Below are 18,202 nucleotides of genomic sequence, written 5' to 3' on the forward strand. Positions count from 1 at the left end.
TGAGCCGAAAACATACAAAACCTCCCCTAACCAAAAGGTTGGGGGAGGTTTCTATTTATTTTACGAATCCATCCACTAACCAAGGCATTCCTCGTCATCGTCATCCGGGGAATCGGAGGAGTCGTTGGGACGGTGCATTTTGCGGTACTGCCCTGGGGTATAACCCGTCTCTTTCTTGAATTTACGGATGAAGTTCGGTGTGTCCAGATAACCGACGCGAGTGATGATATCTTTTAACGGGTCGGTCGTATGCAGCAGCAGTCGGATAACCTCATCCATTCGTTTCTGCCAGATATATTGGGTGAAGTTCATACCGATCTTCTCTTTGAATGAACGGCTGAAATACGATGAAGAGATCGTGAATTTCGATGAAATCGTACCCAGGCTGAGGTCATAATCAGAGAAATTGGCATCAATATAAGCAACGATTTCATCCATCAGGGAGCTTTCTTCCGTCTCGCTCTTCGCCTCGACATGAGCACAGATCTCGGCGGCAAGTCCTGTCAGTTTTTTCTCCAAATCCTCCAATGAATCGTAGGAAGTGATTCTTGGAAGTTGATTAACCACGTGATGTATGCCAAGCTCCGAGGCCGTTTTCAGCATCGTATTCAGAATATCGAAGCAGATGCAGCGCAGCAGCGGTACAGATGGCATTTCGGATTTCAGGGTATTTAACGCAGTCGATACCATTTGAACCGCCACATCGTAACTGCCCTGTTTCAAGCTCTGAACTAGTTTCAGCAGAACATCCTTAGGGACCCAGAAGGAAGAATCCTCTTCACTAGAGCCGGAAAGGGCGTTGAAGAAGGTGCTGCTGCCTTGTCCGTGCAGCATGGACGCTTCCAGCGCGGTTGATGCCTCGATATAGGATTGGTTCAGCTGTAATGGAGAACTATAGCTGTTGCCAATCCCGATCGCGGGAGCAACTCCGACGTGCTCTGTTACCATCGATTGTAGTGATTCAACAATAGGCTCCATACGAGCATTCAAGCTGGATTCATGCCCGACTTCGGCATTAAATCCAACGATAAGGGCCACTTGGTCTGGCTGTGGAAGCTCCACGCCATAAGCATAAGCAGACAACTCTGGCAGTTCCATATCGTTGATCAGCTGCATGATAGTACGCTGTTCAGGATGATCTACGATGGGAAAAGCATGCATTTCCCATCCCAAGGTCATAACAAAATAATGGGATCGGTTAAAGCGTATACCGAGATTATCCGTAAACTCAGAGGGGAGCTCTCCGGTATGACCATGCTTCAGTAACATAAGCAGAATATGATTACGAGCGTAGGGCTCCTGAAGGTCCACACGCTGGCTGTAATCATGCAGCGTTTTCTTGATCCATTCCAGCTCGTTGCTGGTTGTGGAAGGTTCAGGATTATTCTTTAAACGGATAAACTCCATCAAGTCTGAAATCGGATGGTATTGTCTTCGGGCCAACAAAATGGCGAGAAAGGTGCCCATCACCACCATGAAGGAGAAAACAAGAACAACAAAGGTACGAATATGGACGATTCGGCTGAAAAATTGATTGCTTGGCATAGCGGTTACATAAGTCCAGCCCGCGTCTGATTTGACGGATACCACCGAATGCGGTTCTTGATTCAAGGAGAGGCTGTGTGTTCCCGGCTCAAGTTCAAACAGGGATTTGACTTCCTGTTCGGTAATGGTTTCCCCCTTATAATTAGCGGCCAGCACCTGCCCATAATTATCGAAAATATAAGTCATCCCATGGTAGTCGCTGAGAATGGAATCAATCAATCCGGTCAGATTGGACTCGTGAATCAGGTACATGACAGTGCCGTGGGCGGGCGTATTGTTAGGTGCAATCGGTACAAGGTAGGCCAGCATGGAATTGGGTACTTTGGTTCCTTGAACGACTTGTTCAGCTGGTCGTATCGTGGGAAACTGAACGTTATTCAAATCTCGGATCATATCCGTTTTGTTCCATGTATTAAATTTGTAGCGGCCCGTGAATACATCCAGGTTCTCAGAGCCCTGAGACGAGTAGATGCTATCATCTCCGCGGAAGAACAGAAATAGCTCATCGATAATGGAACTGGTGGCTTTGTATTTGACCAAGGCAGCAATTGATTCCCGGCTATAGTAGGGATGGTGAGTCCAATAGCGGGTCAGCTGCTCATCGTAGGCGATACGAAATGCGATGTCCTGCAATTCCTTCATGCGGTCATCAATGACCGTTTTGGCTTGGGTCAACTGATTGACATTAGTCTGTTCAATCTCTGAACGGAGCGTGTCCACAGCATTGTGATAAATAATAATAGTTAATATAACAAGAGGGATAAGGAAAATGGAGATATAGGATAGTGTGTACTTAAACAGAAGCTTGGACTTGAAGTGATTCCATTTCATATCTGCAACCTCCCGTTTTTCTTTAGAGCTGCAGCGATAGCGCTCTCATAAAGACAGTGAAGTATTACCATGATGCCGAGCTGCTGGGTGTTCCTACTAAAAATATTAGGAGAACTTCTCTAATAAATCAATGAATCTTTTTTAGGATTTAAGGGGGAGTCACGCAGAACGTTTATTGTGAGAATTGATGTTAATAACCATAGCAAAATCCCCTTCAAGATCACTCCTTTCCTTATGTTACCACACAAGGCTTTTTAAAGAGTATCTACTTGAAGGGGATGATTTTAATAGAGGTTATTTCATAGTTTTTATTTAAATTTGATGGTCACACCATTATTTAATCCAGGGGTTCATAATCAAACCAGTCGAACAGGCTGGGTGCACCTTCTCCTGATGGATTGTGGGCATACATGGCAATGATGATTCCTGTGAAGCCGCCCGCTACTTCAGTAGAGAGCAGATGGGTTTCGCCTGAGCCGAGGACAGTGCCAGTTGTTGAACCTTGCTGCACGGAGAATGTGAACATATCAAGTTGGGCCTGAATCTGTAATATCGCAGGTCCAGCTCCACAATCCCGAATTACTTCGGTTCTTAAAGTGCCAACTGTTCGTCGGAATATCATTTTTTTGTGACCGTCGACCCGTGTTATAGCCAGATCATAATGATATTTCTCATTCATATAGACAGTCAATCCCGCTTCGTCGCCATCATGCGTTGGATCAAAGTTCATTTTGGCTGCCAAGTTGCATAAGAAATGGCTCAAGCGACGACCAACAAAGGTGGGGTTTCCACCATCATTGAGAGATACGGAGTTTCCTCGCAGAACAAGATGGCTCGGGTGTTCGGTGAGTGACCAACTACCTGGAGCTGGATTCCGTAGGAAGACCCAGTCCAGGCCAAGTGTGGACACATTGAAATCATCCCGGATTTCCTTGCGGGGCCATTGGACTTCAGGCAGCTGTGGCCTAGTCATAACAGGCTCAATATGACCATGATGACCGATTATAGGCCATCCGTCACTCGTCCAGTTCACAGGTGCCAGGAATGTCTCGCGTCCCAAGTGATGCCGCATGGGGTAGGCTGCAGGACGGATTCCAAGGCATACCGCCCACCAGCTCCCGTCTTGTGCTTGCACCAGATCGGCATGCCCAGTGGCGTGAATACTGCTTTTCATGCTTCGGTTCGACAGAATCGGATTGTGAGGGCAGGTATCAAATGGCCCATATGGATCTGTGCTTCGTGCAATGGTTTCCATATGTCCGTATTCGGTTCCCCCTTCGGCGATCATCAGATAGTAGAGGCCATTTATTTTGTATAAGTGAGGGGCCTCAGGTGCGGCGCCGCCGGTTCCCCTCCAGATGAACTGGCTCTCTGTCAGCTTTTTACCCGTCAAGATGTCGATCTCACATTGATAGATTCCCTCACCTTCATCGCCATTACAGGCGGATTGAAAGTAAATACGACCATCATCGTCAAAGAATAGGGAGGGGTCTATGCCATCCTGGGCAACAAAAATAGGAACGGACCAGGGTCCTTCAGGTTTTCTGCTTCGTACATAGAAGTTGCCACCTCCACTTACATTGGTAGTTGTCATGTAGAACCAGCCATGATGGTAGCGTAGCGTCGGTGCATAAATACCTCCGGAACTGCCCGCTTTGGCGAGTGGAAGCTGTTCGGCAGAAGTGAGAACATGGCCGATCTGTCGCCAATTCACAAGATCTTTGCTATGAAAAAGGGGTACACCCGGGAAATATTCAAATGTGCTGGTAACGAGGTAATAATCTTCGTCTACCCGACAGATGCTGGGATCTGGATAGAAGCCCGAAATCACGGGATTGGTGTAGTTCGTCATCATGTAGTGCTCCTATTCATTCCAGAGTTTAACTCGGTCCTGGACGTATTTGGTGAATCCTTGTTCCATTTTTTCGACACCTGCATCAATTAGCTTCTGCTGATAGTTGTTCCAGATGGCATCGAATTCTTCCGGTTTGGCCATGACGGCCAGCGGAATCTGTTTCCATGTAATATCCTTCACCTTGTTAGCTATAATGTTGATTTCATCATCACTTGGCACAGAAATATTCCATACCGCTCCCCAAGGTTTTACCGGAAAATCCTTTTCGTTCGGAAACAGATCCATCCAGGTCGTTGCATCATAAGCTTGAAGGGTCTCTTTCTCTACATCCGTATAATTCTCAATAATCTGTTCCGGGAAGTTCTTGGTATAATAATTGCCAGTCGAGTCTTTCACGCCATCCCCATAATGACCACCCATATTGGTGTAAAGGCCTACGCCGGATTCTCTGGTAAAGGCGATATTGTCATTGATAATGCGCTGCTGCACATCTGCAGGTACAACTCGCTTACCGTCCTCCATCGTATATTGCTTACTTTCTACGCCCCAATAGTTAAGGATTTGGCCTTCCTCGGAAGCTAGGAAATCCAGAAATTTAATGGCTCGGACCGGATCTTCTGCGCTTTCGGTTATGCCTACTCCCCAGCCCGCCATGAAACCAGTGGACTGGTAGCGGTTATCCTTGTACTGGTCAGACAGCGTGACTGAATAATGTCCATAGGTTTGATCATTTTTTCCTGATGACTTGAGAGCTTTCTCTCCGTCGGAGTAGCCCCAGTCTGCATCAATCAGACCAATGACGCGACCAGAAGCGACTTTGGCCAGATATTGGTCGTTTTTCTGAACAAAAGATTCCTGATCAAGCAACCCGGTATTATACATATGGTTAAGCCATTGGAAATACTCTTTCTCACCTTCCGTGCGGAAATGGTAGGTTGCTTTATGCGATTCCGGATCAATGTAGTACTCTCCATCACCGGATTTACCAGTGGTCTCAGCTGCGGGGTTCGTCACGGTAATTTGCATATGCCAGTCATCAGCGTTTAATGTCATGCCGATATTTTTGTTACCGTTCTCATCGGTAGGGTGCTTCTCCAAATAGGATCGAATGACATTTTCATAATCTTGCAGTGTCTTGATCTGTGGATACCCGGCCTCCTGCACAGCACGATGCTGTAGCTCAAAACCTGCACCGGCCACGAAGTTGACTCCGTCTATGGCTGAGTAGGTAGGAATGACATAGATGGAAGGATCGTCGTTACTATAGCGCAGACGTTTGATTTGGTCGCCGAAGAGTTTTTTGATGTTTGGGGCATGTTGATCGATCAGATCAGTAAGGTCCAGCATTGCCCCTGCATCAACCAATTTGTCCAAATCCCCCTTGGGACTGATCAGATCGGGGTAATCACCACTTGCTGCGATCAGTGCCAGTCTCTGTGCGGGGTCCGATACTGCGAATTCGGCATCCAGTGTGATACCTGTCTGCTTGGTAATTTCCTTGCCGACATCATCCTGCATCTTATTCCAGTTTGCGTTGGAATCTGCTCCAAAGAAAGTCAACGTCATCGGCGAAGAATCACTGACATTTCCTTCTTTGTTTTCTGAGCCTTCATTGTTACTACTGCACCCTGCAAGCATGCTTAATGAGAGTGTTAGTGCGACAGAGCATTCTGCAATCTTTCTCATCGAATGAACCATATTGACCCCCCTGATGTTATTCATTATTTTCTTGAATCCGTTTACAAAAATCACTTAATCTGTGCTGTATTTGCATCGCTACATGAGGAATTATAGAGAACCAATGATCGGCAAACCTTGATTTTTCGGTCATGGAGTAGCATGATATAGACATTCATCCCAACATGAATCATGGAGGGCGAACTGTTGAGCAACGCCTATTTGAATTGGTTTACAGCTGATTTGGAATTTCCGTTCTATATTCAATATGGAGGACATGACGAAGACACCGAACTTCACAAGCATGTGGACTTTTCGGAACTTGTTATTGTCCTGAATGGCAATGCGACACATGTTGTTAATACGGAGGAGTTTTTTGTTAAGAAGGGCAATGTATTTGTGATTAATGGTTCCACTCCGCATGCCTACAGAGATCCTCATGATTTTCAGATATGCAACATTATGTTCAGACCAGAAATGCTTGCTTCCGCCGGACCGGATCTGAGAAAATTAAAGGGGTTTCAGGCTTTGTTTGTATTGGAGCCGTTTTATCGCAATATTCACTCCTATCCGAGTAAAATGTCCTTGCCTATTTCCAATCTGGAGTATGTAGAATCGCTGATCTCTGTCATGGTTGAGGAGTATAGAAGCAGGCAGCAAGGATATCAGACGATGCTGATCTCCCGTTTTACGGAGATGGTTGTTTATCTGTCGAGGCATTATGAGACACAGGAGAAGGGGATTGAGGGCACTAATCTGATGCATCTGGCGAATGCCATTTCCTATATCGAGGATCATTATCTGGAACCCCTGACTTTGGAAGAGATTGCAGGGAAGTCGAATGTGTCTATACGGCACCTAAATCGCATCTTTCGATCCTATTATCAGATGACGCCTATCTCGTATTTACAGAAGCTACGACTGGAGAAGGCATGTTATTTGTTAAAACAGGGGAACCTGTCCATTACCGAAATTTCTTATGAATGTGGGTTTAACGATAGCAATTATTTTACCCGGCAGTTCACAAAGGTGTATGGCGTGTCTCCCAAAACGTACAGGCAATCTCTATAACATGCCGCTGTAGTGTGATTGAACAAAAGAAGGAGGGGTGAGTGTGAGAGAAACCTGCGTTCCAACTGGCGTGGCACTAAAAGATACCGGCTTTGGATATACGCTTTCCCTGGTAAACGGTAAATATAAAATGGTTATTCTATATTGGCTGTCTGAAAACAAAGTGATGCGACATAATGAGCTGAAGCGAAGTATCGGTACTATTTCCTACAAAACATTGAGCGTCATGCTTAAGGAGTTAGAGGAACATGATCTGATTCTACGCAAAGAATATCCCCAAATTCCGCCCAAAGTTGAATATTCATTGTCGGAACGAGGAAAATCAATAATGCCACTGTTAGATATGATGTGTGACTGGGGAGAAGCCAATATGGTGTCTGCCCCGGGGTTAATGCAACGCTAACGGTCAGATTGTGAGATGAAAAAGCAAAAAGCAGTATCTTCCTGAATCGGAGATACTGCTTTTTTTGATTTGCTTGAAGTGAGTGTTACAGGTTATCCATGAAACGTAAGTAGTTTTGTACGTTTTGTTCTAAATCACTTGCCGCAGGCTCGTGTTCTGCCCCGTAGAAGGCAAAAAATGATCGATAATCCGCACCGCAGTAAAGGAAGGTCGTCTCCAAAGGAGATAACATTTGTTCAACGGTATAGCGATATTTGGCCTCTTGCGCGTAATCCTCCTCTTTAATTCCGGCAGATACGGCCAAGGCAACTTTGCGTTGTTGCAATTTGTCCCCCTTGGAGCCGTAAGCCCAGCCATACGTAAAAACTTCATCCAGCCATTGTTTAAGAAGAGGTGGGCTGCTGAACCAATAGAACGGAAATTGCAACACAAGATGGTCATGACTTTCAATGAGCTGCTGTTCTTGCTGCACATCAATATGTCCATCGGGGTAAACTTTATATAGTTCATGTACCGTATATTTTTCCGGATATTGTTGGAGTTCTTCTATCCACCGTTTGTTGATGACCGACGTTTCCAGGTTGGGATGTGCTACGATAACAAGTGTTTTCAAAATGAATTCTTCCTCTCTAAGCTATAATGTTTCTTGAGTATAAAGGGAGATTTCCAAAGATGTAAGTATGCACTTTTAGTTCAGGTACTTACCTTAAGGTAAGCACCATCCGTCGTTTTATATGTTCCATAGAGGCCTCCAAACAGTCATGGATATGGGATTTTGCAAAGAATTGCGGAAACATGGGTCCGTCTCGCAGAGCGTCTAGGCAGGTTTAGTAATCGAAATAAAAATAGCCGCCAGGCTTATGCTTGGCGGCAGTTTTTGATGTTTAAGTAATAACACGGTGTGTTCGTAATGGCGTCATTATTCTTCTTGCACATTATAGAGCACACGGGCAAGCAAGTTCTGGCCGTAATTGCCGAAATTTTTGCCAAAGATCGTCAATCCGCGTTTGTTCACTGGTCCGTCTGTTACAGCGATTCGAAAGTGGATATCGCTTTTGTAATCCAGGCCAATCTCGTCCAGAGTTACATCGGAGATACGGCATCCATCAATGTAGCTGCCCTCTTGGGTGATACGGATCAGCTTCAGCATCCCGTATTGATTCAGATGCGGCGGCCACCAATCCGGATTGAACGTACCCCGGGTATTGCCAAAATCTCCTGGGCTTGTCCAACAGCCAATCTCAATGCCGTTAACGTAGAAATAAATATCCGAAGGGTAGTTATCGCAAAAACCTGGTGCTTCCGAACCCAATTCCATGGACAACTGGATTTCGCTGAACGTCTGGTTAGGCTTAAGGTAGTTGGGAATTCGATATTCCAGATAACCTTCGGCCAGCCAAATCATCTCCGCATCAATACGGAGCGGATCAGCAAAGTAGCGCGGATCATCGAACTCACCGACAATGCTGTCTCGGGTAGCGAGACCACATGTAGGAGCTGCCTGATAATCGCTATAATGACCTACCTGAATTTCAACCTCGTATCGGTTATAAATCTCCTGTGAACGCAGGTCTACCATTAGTTTTTCCTCATTGAGATAACATATCTTCTGAATTCCATGTTTGCCAACCGCAGTATTGATCTCAATCAGGCCGCTTTCTTCCAATTTCTTAATATGCATTGTAATGGCGCCATTGCTGAGCCCCAGTTTGGTTGCGAGATCATTGAGGTTAAGACTCTGGTTCTTGGCAAGCAGTTCAATAATCTGGATCCGAATTTCTGAACTGAGTGCCTTGAAAATATTAACGCCAGACATCAGATCTTTAATATAAATCATAAGTGGTTTTCCTTTCCACGTTCTGAACAAAGCCCTTCTGATCCAGGCTTCTGCACATTTATATGGTTTGTTTTAGATAATTATAAATGATTCCCCGTTGGAAGGGAAGGGCGGAGTAAAGGAAGCCAAATCCCTTATATACATAGCATAAATGGGCGGGATATTCATAAATTGATGAATATTTACTTTAGAAAATAACTTGAATCATTTCATATATATTTGAAATATACCATTGAAATGTGATGTAACCGCTTTTATAATCCTAGTATACCTAAATTGATTTAATACTTCATGAACCAAATTAACTATTTGATCAGGAGAGGTGGATTCGATTTGGAAAAGGTCAAAGGAATGACAGGATTCAGGAAGAAACGTTGGGCATTACCTGCACTACTTGTACTTGTTTTGCTATTGGCGGGTCAGTCCCGGGCATTCGCGGCATTTTGGAATCTGAGCGGAGATATTGCCGTGCACGATCCATCCATCATCAAAGAAGGAAACTCATGGTATACCTTCTCAACAGGTCCTGGCATTCAGGTACTGAAATCGGATAACGGCTCCTCATGGTATCGGGTTCCGCAGATTTTTCTGAGCAAGCCATCCTGGTGGGCTTCTGCTGTTCCGGGACAGAGCGGTCTGGATGTATGGGCACCTGACGTTGAGCAGTACAACGGAAAAGTGTGGCTGTATTATTCCATCTCTACTTTTGGCTCCAACAGATCTGCGATCGGGCTTGCGTCTGCAACCAGCATTGGGGCAGGTCAGTGGAAGGATGAGGGATTAGTACTTCAAACCACAACCGCCAACAATTATAACGCTATTGATCCGAATCTGGTCATCGATGCTTCAGGCAATCCATGGCTAGCTTTCGGTTCTTTCTGGAGCGGTCTGAAGATTGTGAAACTCGACAAAAACACAATGAAACCGACCGGAAGCATATCCTCCATTGCGGCGCGTCCGAATAATGGTGGTGCCATTGAAGCTCCAAGTATTGTGTATCGAAATGGCTATTATTACTTGTTTGCCTCCATTGATTCTTGCTGCCAGGGCGTAAATAGCACGTACAAAATGGTCTATGGACGTTCAACGAGTATTACAGGTCCGTTTGTGGACAAAAACGGTGTGAGCATGTTGAATGGCGGAGGAACTATATTGGACTCTGGGAACGTCAAGTGGAAGGGACCCGGTGGTCAGGATGTGTATAACGGTAATGTGATTGCGCGCCACGCCTATGATGCTGATGATAATGGCAATCCGAAATTGCTAATTAACGACCTGCTGTGGGATTCCAGCGGATGGCCAACCTACTAATTTATTTTAAATAAATATAAAATGTTTTAATAAAGTATTGACTAAAGTGATCTGGATTTGATAAATTTAACAACAGAAATCTTATTTTACTGAATTGAATACGGTTACAAATCCAGATCAGGAGGGGTTCAGATGGTAAAGAAAAAAAGATTGGTCACACTTATGCTTCTAATGCTGGTAAGTGCACTTGTGTTTGCGGGCTGCGGAGGAAGCAGTGGATCAAGCGGGGACAAGGAATTGACATTCATGTTCCGGGGGGGCACGGATGAACAGAAGGCATATCAAGCCGTTGTTAAAAAGTTTGAAGAAGAGCATCCAGGTGTCAAAGTCAAAATTATCGTAACAGCTGCGGATCAATACGCAACCAAATTGAGAGCTGCCATTACAGGCAACAGCTTGCCGGACGTATTTTATTTTAACCCTGGTGATATAAAAGCCTATGTAAACAGCAATGTGCTAATGAACCTGACACCTTACATTGAAAATAATGCAGACGTAGATCTGGATAACATCTGGAAATATGGTGTGGACCTGTACCGCTATGATGGCAAAATGGCAGGTCAGGGTGATCTCTACGGCATGCCGAAAGATCTGGGTCCGTTTGCACTCGGTTATAACAAGACATTATTTGAAAAAGAGGGCATCCCATTCCCTGATAAGGACAAGCCTTACACATGGGATGAATTCATCAAGGTCAACCAACAAGCAACCAAGGATACGAATGGAGACGGTAAACCGGACGTATTTGGTACAGGCTTCAACGTACAATGGGCGCTGCAGTCCTTTGTATGGAGCAATGGTGCAGACTGGTTGGATGATAGCAAAACAAAGGTAACCATTGATGATCCGAAATTCGCGGAAGCACTGCAATTCTTTGCGGATATGCAAAACAAATACAAAATCACGCCTTCCATTGAGGAAGCGCAAACATTGGATACGTACCAACGCTGGATGAAAGGGGAAATGGCTTTCTTCCCAGTAGGTCCGTGGGATATGAGTACATTTGAGAAACTGCCTTTCGAATATGATTTGCTACCTTTCCCAGCCGGCTCTACCGGAAAATCCGCAACGTGGATCGGTTCCCTGGGTATCGGTGTATCGGCCAAAACGAAACATCCGGAAGAAGCAGCAGCGTTGGTTAATTACCTCACAGCTTCCAAAGAAGGCATGCAGCAGTTGGTTGATGCCAAAGTGCAAATTCCGAATCTGCTTGATATGGCAGACGAATGGGCCAAGGATACTTCAACGAAACCGGCCAACAAACAGGAATTCATTGATATCGTAGAAGATTACGGCCGCGCACTTCCAGGTAACTACACGTACAATGCGGAGTGGTATGACATGTTCTTCACCGACATTCAACCTGTTCTGGATGGCAAGATTACAGCCGCAGAATATGTGAAGCAACAGCAGCCAAAAATGCAAAAGCTGTTAGACAAAGCGGTAGAACAAGAGAAGAAATCTCAGAAATAAAACATTTATCAACATGCTGAAATAATGGGACTGAAAAGATTGAAGGGTAGGTTCTAGAGAGAAGCAGCCTACACCAAATGGATAGAGCAGTAGATTCCGTGTTCAAAAAAAGGCGGTGCCGGCAGCCTGCTATCACGCTGCTGGCATCATTTTGGATTCCATACGGGCATGTTGCATGAATTGATCAAGAATGCAGGCATCCATCGATTCATGCAACATGCTGATATTAGAAACAGGGGTGAGCGCAGTGATTACAAAATCTAGTTTGTATCGCAAAGAGAGGCTGTACGGATATTTGTTTATTTTGCCTCCGGTTCTTGGTTTGCTGATCTTTGTTTTGTTCCCTTTCCTTTATTCCTTGTACGGTTCGTTTACGGATTGGGATGGATTAGGACAAATGAACTTTATCGGTTTAGCCAATTTTAAGGATTTGCTCACAGATGATCTTTTTTACAAAGCGATGTTCAACACCTTTTATCTGATGCTGGGTATACCGATTGGTTTGTTGCTTGCGTTACTGCTGGCGATGGGTCTGAATCGTAAAATTCCCGGCACAACGACGTTCCGTGTAATCTACTATATTCCGGTCATTTCTTCCCTCGCAGCGGTGTCCATCATGTGGAACTGGGCGTACAACGGGGATTACGGATTAGTGAACCAATTCCTTGATCTATTCGGTATTGAAGGCCCTAACTGGCTCGCTAACAAAGACACAGTTAAACCAGCCCTGATTATTATGACGGTGTGGAAAGGCCTCGGTTACACGATGTTATTGTATCTGGCTGCATTGCAAAGTGTATCACGTACATATTACGAAGCGGCAGAGCTCGATGGAGCGAACGGGTTCCAGATCTTCCGCAACATCACCTGGCCAATGGTGAAGCCGGTTACCTTTTTCCTCGTCGTTACGAATATTATTGGTGGTTCCCAAATCTTCACCGAAATGAACATTATGACGCCTACGGGTGGTCCTGAATATTCTTCCGCATCTATTGTCTTCTACATCTGGCAGAAAGCATTCAGTAACCTGCAAATGGGTTATGCCTCTGCGATGGCCATGATTCTTGGTATTTTCATTTTTGTCATTACCTTGGTGCAATTCAAAATGAACGAAAAATCAGCCTATGATGGGGATTAATGGTCTAGGAAAGGAGTGAACCGGAGATGTCTTACAGTCAAAAGAGGAAATTAACGAACTCTATCATTTTTATCGTTTTGGCGCTTGGTGCGATTGCGATGATTGCACCACTGATCTGGATGTTATCCACTTCCGTGAAGGAGAAACAAGATGTGTTCGCACTTCCGCCTGTGTGGATACCTGAAGTGTTCCAATTCGGAAAGTATAAGGAAATCTGGGAAGCAGGTCCGCTTCTCAGCGGGATCAAAAACAGCTTGATCGTGGCGGTCAGTGTTACCGTTGTCGGGACGTTTACGTCCAGTATCGCTGCCTTTGCTTTTGCCAAATTGAGATTTCCGCATAAAAACAAACTGTTTCTAGCATTGCTCGCATCGATGATGATTCCGTATCCGACAGTCATGATTCCGCAATTCATCATGTTCTCGAAGCTCGGGTGGGTGGACACACTGTTACCGCTTATCGTTCCAGGATTATTTGGTAACGTCGTCATGATCTTCTTCCTTCGTCAATACCTGCTTAGTGTACCTGATGCCATTATTGAAGCAGCGAAAATTGATGGCAGCTCCTATTTCCGACTGTACTCGAGCATTACGTTCCCGCTCATTAAACCGGCGATTGCAGCTCAGCTGATTCTCTGGTTCATGGGCATCTGGAACGATTATCTGGCACCAATTATTTATTTGAATTCACCAGAGAAGCAGACCTTGCAGCTCGTTATAGCGAACTTTAATGCCACGTATGCGATTCAGACGGATTATCCGCTTATTATGGCAGCGTCCATTGTTGCTCTGTTACCAGTATTGATCATCTTCCTGATCTTCCAGAAACAGATTATTGAATCGGTAGCGATCTCTGGAGTGAAAGGATGAATCAGCGGAGAACATTCCGCGGGTGGACGAATTCAGGAAAAGGAGTTGTTACTTCCATGCTGCTTATGCTGCTGGTTGGGGCTACAGGCTGTTCTGGAGATGGAGCAGGGGAATCAGTTTCCCCGCCAGTCTTTCCGGATGCTCCCCAAGATACTCAATTGTATGATACCTCCATTCTGGACGACGAATCCCGTTGGACGGTGAACAATGCGCATGATCCGGCCATTATCAAAACAGATCAGGGATATTACGTTTATTCCACAGACGTTCGTGTAGCAGGGGAAGCGAAACCTGGTGTCATGGTACGCAAATCGGATGATCTGATCAACTGGTCATGGGTAGGTCAAGCGTTGCCAGGCATCCCCAAGGAAGCCCTCGATTGGACAGGTGCAGTTAACCTGTGGGCACCGGATGTGATTCAGGTTGGTGATACCTACCGAATGTATTATTCGGCATCGACCTTTGGTAGTACGCGGTCGGCTATTGGTTTGCAGACATCCTCGTCCCCGGAGGGTCCTTGGAAAGATGTAGGGTTAGTTGTTAAAACATCCGAGAATGAAAAGGATAAGTTGAATGCCATTGATGCCAATCCAGTCTTGGATGCCGAAGGCAATTCATGGATGGTTTACGGTTCCTTTTTTGACGGGATATACATTGCACCTCTCGATCCGGAAACCGGAAAGTTCAAGGAAGAGGGGTATGGTACCCGCATTGCCGCCCGTGATCGTGCTACGGAAGAAGGTGCGGTGGAGGGTCCATATATTGTGTATAACCCGGAGTTCAAAAAGTATTATCTATTCGTCTCGTATGATTCCTTATTCGAAGATTATAACGTGCGTGTAGCCCGTGCTGATTCCATTACAGGCCCCTACACGGATGTAAATGGCATGAACATGCTGGATACAGAGCATCTGCCTCAATATGAAGTGGGGACCAAAATTCTGGGTGGTTATCGTTTCACCGAAGGTGAGGGCTGGGTTGCACCAGGACATAACTCGGTCCTTAAGGATGGCGACGATTATTATATCGTGCATCATGCGAGAGGTGAGACCGATAAAAACTGGCCGTATCTGCATGTACGTAAAATGCTGTGGACCAAGGACGGCTGGCCTGTTGTGTCACCAGAACGTTATGCAGGTGAGTACGCACAGGACATTCCGAAGTCGATGATCGCCGGGGAGTGGGAAGGCCTGGCTGTTGACCCGTCGGTGGACGGACAGGTGCAGGCAGTGCCTTACACTTTGCAAGCCAACGGCAAATTGAAAAGCGAAAACGGTTCAGGCAAATGGACGTTTGACGGCAAACAAACACTGACGCTGGAGTGGAAAGAAAGCCCGTGGGGCGGAGCTTCCACAGAAGAGCTCAAGTTGCTCCCGTCCTGGGACTGGGAGCGAAGCCAGCCTGCACTTGTGGTTACTGGCCTGAGCGACCGCGGCATTGCCGTCTGGGGCAAGCAGATTAGCGCAGCGGAGAAGTAGAGAGCCGCAGATATGGCTCGGAGTTTGGATTTGCTTCAGCGAGCGCGGAAAGAGCGAAGCCGATGCTTTCAAGGTGCACAAGCAGCAAAGGGGGAGGAAGAAGCCGAAGGAGCGACTTTGGCATCCGATTTCAACCGCCAAGAGCGGTGTGGAAGGAAATCGGAGGACAAGAGAGCGACAAGGCCCTGCCACCCCCGAAGCGTCCGCGGTGCACCAGCAAAATAGTCTTTGCACTTTATCCGTCAGCTTTTTCAAATCTTCACTCTGAGCCATACACACACATTTGAAAGGGGAGCATTCCCATGACTGATTCCATTACATTTACCAATCCCATCCTGGAGCAGCGTGCTGATCCGTGGGTGTACCGTCACACCGACGGGTACTATTATTTCTCAGCTTCGGTNTGTTGCTTTTGAGGTGCACAAGCAGCGAAGGGGGAGAAAGGAGCCGAAGGAGCGACTTTGGCATCCGATTTCAACCGCCAAGAGCGGTGTGGAAGGAAATCGGAGGACAAGAGAGCGACAAGGCCCTGCCACCCCCGAAGCGTCCGCGGTGCACCAGCAAAATAGTCTTTGCACTTTATCCGTCAGCTTTTTCAAATCTTCACTCTGAGCCATACACACACATTTGAAAGGGGAGCATTCCCATGACTGATTCCATTACATTTACCAATCCCATCCTGGAGCAGCGTGCTGATCCGTGGGTGTACCGTCACACCGACGGGTACTATTATTTCTCAGCTTCGGTGCCAGCCTTTGACCGGATAGAGATTCGGCGTGCACAAACGCTGGAAGAGTTAAGAGAGGCTGAGCCGGTAACGGCATGGCGCAAACGTGATACAGGACCGATGAGTGCCAACATATGGGCACCAGAAATTCATTATATCGATGGAAAATGGTACATATATTACGCAGCAGCTCATACCAGCGAGACGAAAGAAGGCCTTTTCGACCACCGGATGTATGTGTTGGAGAATGATTCTCCGAATCCACTGGAAGGTGATTGGGTGGAGAAAGGACAGATTCATACGCGCTGGGAGACATTTGCATTAGATGCAACGACTTTTGAGCATAAGGGAATTCGTTATCTGGTCTGGGCACAGAAAGATCCGGACATTGTGGGTAACTCGAACTTGTACATTTCCGCAATGGAAAATCCGTGGACGCTGCGTGGAGAACAGGTCATGATCGCTACACCAGAGTACGATTGGGAGATCATCGGCTTCAAGGTAAATGAAGGGGCGGCAGTGTTGCATCGCAATGGCCGGATCTTCATTGGTTACTCTGCGAGTGCGACGGACTATAATTATTGTATGGGTTTGCTTACTGCGGATGAAGATGCCGACTTGCTTGATCCAGCGAGTTGGGTGAAATCGCCAAAACCAGTATTCCAAACGTGTGAAGCGAATGGTCAGTATGGTCCGGGTCATAACAGCTTTACGGTATCACCGGACGGCAAAACGGATATTCTGATCTATCACGCACGAAACTACAAGGACATCGAGGGAGACCCTCTCTACGATCCAAATCGTCACGCCCGCGCGCAGGTCATTCACTGGAACGAAGATGGTACGCCTGACTTTGGAGTCCCTGTTCCAGATGGGAAGGCTGCGGCTGAAGCAAAATAATAATACTGCTAGAGTTTTATAGTAAGCCCTTAGTCAGCGAGCCATGCTGATTAGGGGCTTTTACTTATGTACACATTGAAAAGGGAAACATGAAGACATAAAGACGGATACGAGGGTCTGCATATTAGCAACCATCCCCTGACCTCTGCGTATGAGGAGTATACAATTCGCTATACACATAACATTAGGAGGCCATATATGGATTCGCGCGAGACATTGGACCGGGAGCTGGAACAGATTTTAAAATGGGAAAAAGGGCAGAAGGACTTGTTTATTTGGGACAAAATTGGTCGTTTGCCATTTGCCATGCTGGATAAAGTTATGCCCAAAGCGCTGAAACAGAAGATTGGAGACTCGCTGAACGAAGTCGGTCAGTATGTGCAGAATGGTGGGAAATTTCTCGTTCAGAAAAAGAAGGTGGCGGAGCTACTGCAAGAGGAAGCATTCAAATCCGGTTATTCCATGAAGGCCGATACCTCTTACGATGAACAGGATGGAGAGGCCAAGGATACGACGGAAATTCACAGTGTGGAAGGATTACCGCTTGAAGTGCTGGATCGCACTGCTGATAACATTACGGACAGTCGAACGAGGTTTGCTGCTGCACAAGGGGCCGCAACAGGTATCGGTGGCATTGTAACGATTGCGGCGGATATTCCGATGGTGATGGGGCTTTCCCTGAAGGTGCTGCAGGAGATGGCGTTATGCTACGGATATGATCCTGACGAACCTCAAGAGCGCATATTTATCGTCAAATGTCTGCAATTCTCCTCCGCCGATATTGTGGGCAAGAAAGCAATTATTGATGAACTCGCCGATTACGATAACCCGGACAAGCAGGTTGAGGTTATCTCTCAAATGCAGGGCTGGCGGGAGGTTTTTAATTCTTACAGCGAATCTTTTGGGTGGAAAAAGCTGTTCCAGCTCATTCCGATTGCCGGTATGGTATTCGGTTCGGTGAGCAACAAAAATACGATTCGTGATGTTGCCGAAGCAGGAAAAATGTTGTACAAAAAACGGCTAATCCTTCAGCGCCTTTCACAATGATGTCCATCACCAAAATTGGCAATGGGATGACAGATACTTG

14 protein-coding genes are annotated in these 18,202 nt (G+C 46.2%); 9 read left to right on the plus strand and 5 right to left on the minus strand.

What is annotated here, in order from left to right; translation table 11 throughout:
* Positions 1-75 precede the first annotated feature (75 nt).
* The 3 genes from CS562_RS11390 to CS562_RS11400 form a co-directional block, all read right to left on the minus strand.
* Positions 76-2,376 (minus strand): helix-turn-helix domain-containing protein, encoded by a 2,301-nt coding sequence (locus CS562_RS11390; RefSeq protein ID WP_076290178.1) that lies wholly within the window; start codon positions 2,374-2,376, stop codon positions 76-78.
* Positions 2,377-2,713: 337 nt separating this feature from the next.
* Positions 2,714-4,231, minus strand: a complete 1,518-nt coding sequence (locus CS562_RS11395) for a glycoside hydrolase family 43 protein (RefSeq protein ID WP_099855738.1) — start codon at positions 4,229-4,231, stop codon at positions 2,714-2,716.
* Positions 4,232-4,240: 9 nt separating this feature from the next.
* Positions 4,241-5,929, minus strand: coding sequence for an ABC transporter substrate-binding protein (locus CS562_RS11400; protein ID WP_076290176.1), 1,689 nt, complete (start codon positions 5,927-5,929; stop codon positions 4,241-4,243).
* Positions 5,930-6,115: 186 nt separating this feature from the next.
* Between CS562_RS11400 and CS562_RS11405 the strand changes: the two genes are divergently transcribed.
* Together CS562_RS11405 and CS562_RS11410 are read left to right on the plus strand one after the other, a co-directional pair.
* The gene (locus CS562_RS11405; RefSeq protein WP_076290175.1) at positions 6,116-6,979 is read left to right on the plus strand and encodes a helix-turn-helix domain-containing protein; all 864 of its coding nucleotides are present in this window, start codon (positions 6,116-6,118) and stop codon (positions 6,977-6,979) included.
* 43 nt (positions 6,980-7,022) lie between these two features.
* A complete protein-coding gene (locus CS562_RS11410; protein WP_076290174.1) occupies positions 7,023-7,382 on the plus strand; it encodes a winged helix-turn-helix transcriptional regulator in 360 nt (119 codons plus the stop codon).
* A gap of 85 nt (positions 7,383-7,467) precedes the next feature.
* Here the strand turns inward: CS562_RS11410 and CS562_RS11415 are convergent, their stop codons facing one another.
* Complete coding sequence (locus CS562_RS11415) at positions 7,468-7,995, minus strand: NAD(P)H-dependent oxidoreductase (protein ID WP_179087183.1); 528 nt, start codon at positions 7,993-7,995, stop codon at positions 7,468-7,470.
* Between the two features lie 306 nt (positions 7,996-8,301).
* Complete coding sequence (locus CS562_RS11420) at positions 8,302-9,219, minus strand: ArsR/SmtB family transcription factor (RefSeq protein WP_076290172.1); 918 nt, start codon at positions 9,217-9,219, stop codon at positions 8,302-8,304.
* Between the two features lie 351 nt (positions 9,220-9,570).
* Between CS562_RS11420 and abnA the strand changes: the two genes are divergently transcribed.
* The 7 genes from abnA (at position 9,571) to CS562_RS11460 (ending at position 18,162) form a co-directional block, all read left to right on the plus strand.
* Positions 9,571-10,530, plus strand: coding sequence for an arabinan endo-1,5-alpha-L-arabinosidase AbnA (abnA, locus tag CS562_RS11425; RefSeq protein WP_179087193.1), 960 nt, complete (start codon positions 9,571-9,573; stop codon positions 10,528-10,530).
* Positions 10,531-10,662: 132 nt separating this feature from the next.
* Entirely contained in the window at positions 10,663-12,003 is a 1,341-nt protein-coding gene (locus tag CS562_RS11430; RefSeq protein ID WP_076290171.1) for an ABC transporter substrate-binding protein, read from the plus strand.
* 247 nt (positions 12,004-12,250) lie between these two features.
* Positions 12,251-13,141, plus strand: a complete 891-nt coding sequence (locus tag CS562_RS11435; protein WP_062324023.1) for a carbohydrate ABC transporter permease — start codon at positions 12,251-12,253, stop codon at positions 13,139-13,141.
* Between the two features lie 26 nt (positions 13,142-13,167).
* Positions 13,168-14,010, plus strand: a complete 843-nt coding sequence (locus CS562_RS11440; RefSeq protein ID WP_076290170.1) for a carbohydrate ABC transporter permease — start codon at positions 13,168-13,170, stop codon at positions 14,008-14,010.
* A gap of 56 nt (positions 14,011-14,066) precedes the next feature.
* Positions 14,067-15,488 (plus strand): arabinan endo-1,5-alpha-L-arabinosidase, encoded by a 1,422-nt coding sequence (locus CS562_RS11445; RefSeq protein WP_076290441.1) that lies wholly within the window; start codon positions 14,067-14,069, stop codon positions 15,486-15,488.
* Positions 15,489-16,134: 646 nt separating this feature from the next.
* The gene (locus tag CS562_RS11455) at positions 16,135-17,115 is read left to right on the plus strand and encodes a glycoside hydrolase family 43 protein (RefSeq protein WP_099855742.1); all 981 of its coding nucleotides are present in this window, start codon (positions 16,135-16,137) and stop codon (positions 17,113-17,115) included.
* 198 nt (positions 17,116-17,313) lie between these two features.
* Positions 17,314-18,162 (plus strand): EcsC family protein, encoded by an 849-nt coding sequence (locus tag CS562_RS11460; protein ID WP_099855744.1) that lies wholly within the window; start codon positions 17,314-17,316, stop codon positions 18,160-18,162.
* The last annotated feature ends 40 nt before the right edge of the window (positions 18,163-18,202 follow it).

It is taken from the genome of Paenibacillus sp. LK1, from assembly GCF_002750415.1.
GTDB classification, from domain to species: domain Bacteria; phylum Bacillota; class Bacilli; order Paenibacillales; family Paenibacillaceae; genus Paenibacillus; species Paenibacillus taichungensis.

Bases quoted from the DNA above. Each gene is read 5' to 3' on its own strand.
- CS562_RS11390 (WP_076290178.1), bottom strand. From the start codon at position 2,376: ATGAAATGGAATCACTTCAAGTCCAAGCTTCTGTTTAAGTACACACTA.
- CS562_RS11395 (WP_099855738.1), bottom strand. From the start codon at position 4,231: ATGATGACGAACTACACCAATCCCGTGATTTCGGGCTTCTATCCAGAT.
- CS562_RS11400 (WP_076290176.1), bottom strand. From the start codon at position 5,929: ATGGTTCATTCGATGAGAAAGATTGCAGAATGCTCTGTCGCACTAACA.
- CS562_RS11420 (WP_076290172.1), bottom strand. From the start codon at position 9,219: ATGATTTATATTAAAGATCTGATGTCTGGCGTTAATATTTTCAAGGCA.
- abnA (WP_179087193.1), top strand. From the start codon at position 9,571: ATGACAGGATTCAGGAAGAAACGTTGGGCATTACCTGCACTACTTGTA.
- CS562_RS11430 (WP_076290171.1), top strand. From the start codon at position 10,663: ATGGTAAAGAAAAAAAGATTGGTCACACTTATGCTTCTAATGCTGGTA.
- CS562_RS11440 (WP_076290170.1), top strand. From the start codon at position 13,168: ATGTCTTACAGTCAAAAGAGGAAATTAACGAACTCTATCATTTTTATC.
- CS562_RS11445 (WP_076290441.1), top strand. From the start codon at position 14,067: ATGCTGCTTATGCTGCTGGTTGGGGCTACAGGCTGTTCTGGAGATGGA.
- CS562_RS11455 (WP_099855742.1), top strand. From the start codon at position 16,135: ATGACTGATTCCATTACATTTACCAATCCCATCCTGGAGCAGCGTGCT.
- CS562_RS11460 (WP_099855744.1), top strand. From the start codon at position 17,314: ATGGATTCGCGCGAGACATTGGACCGGGAGCTGGAACAGATTTTAAAA.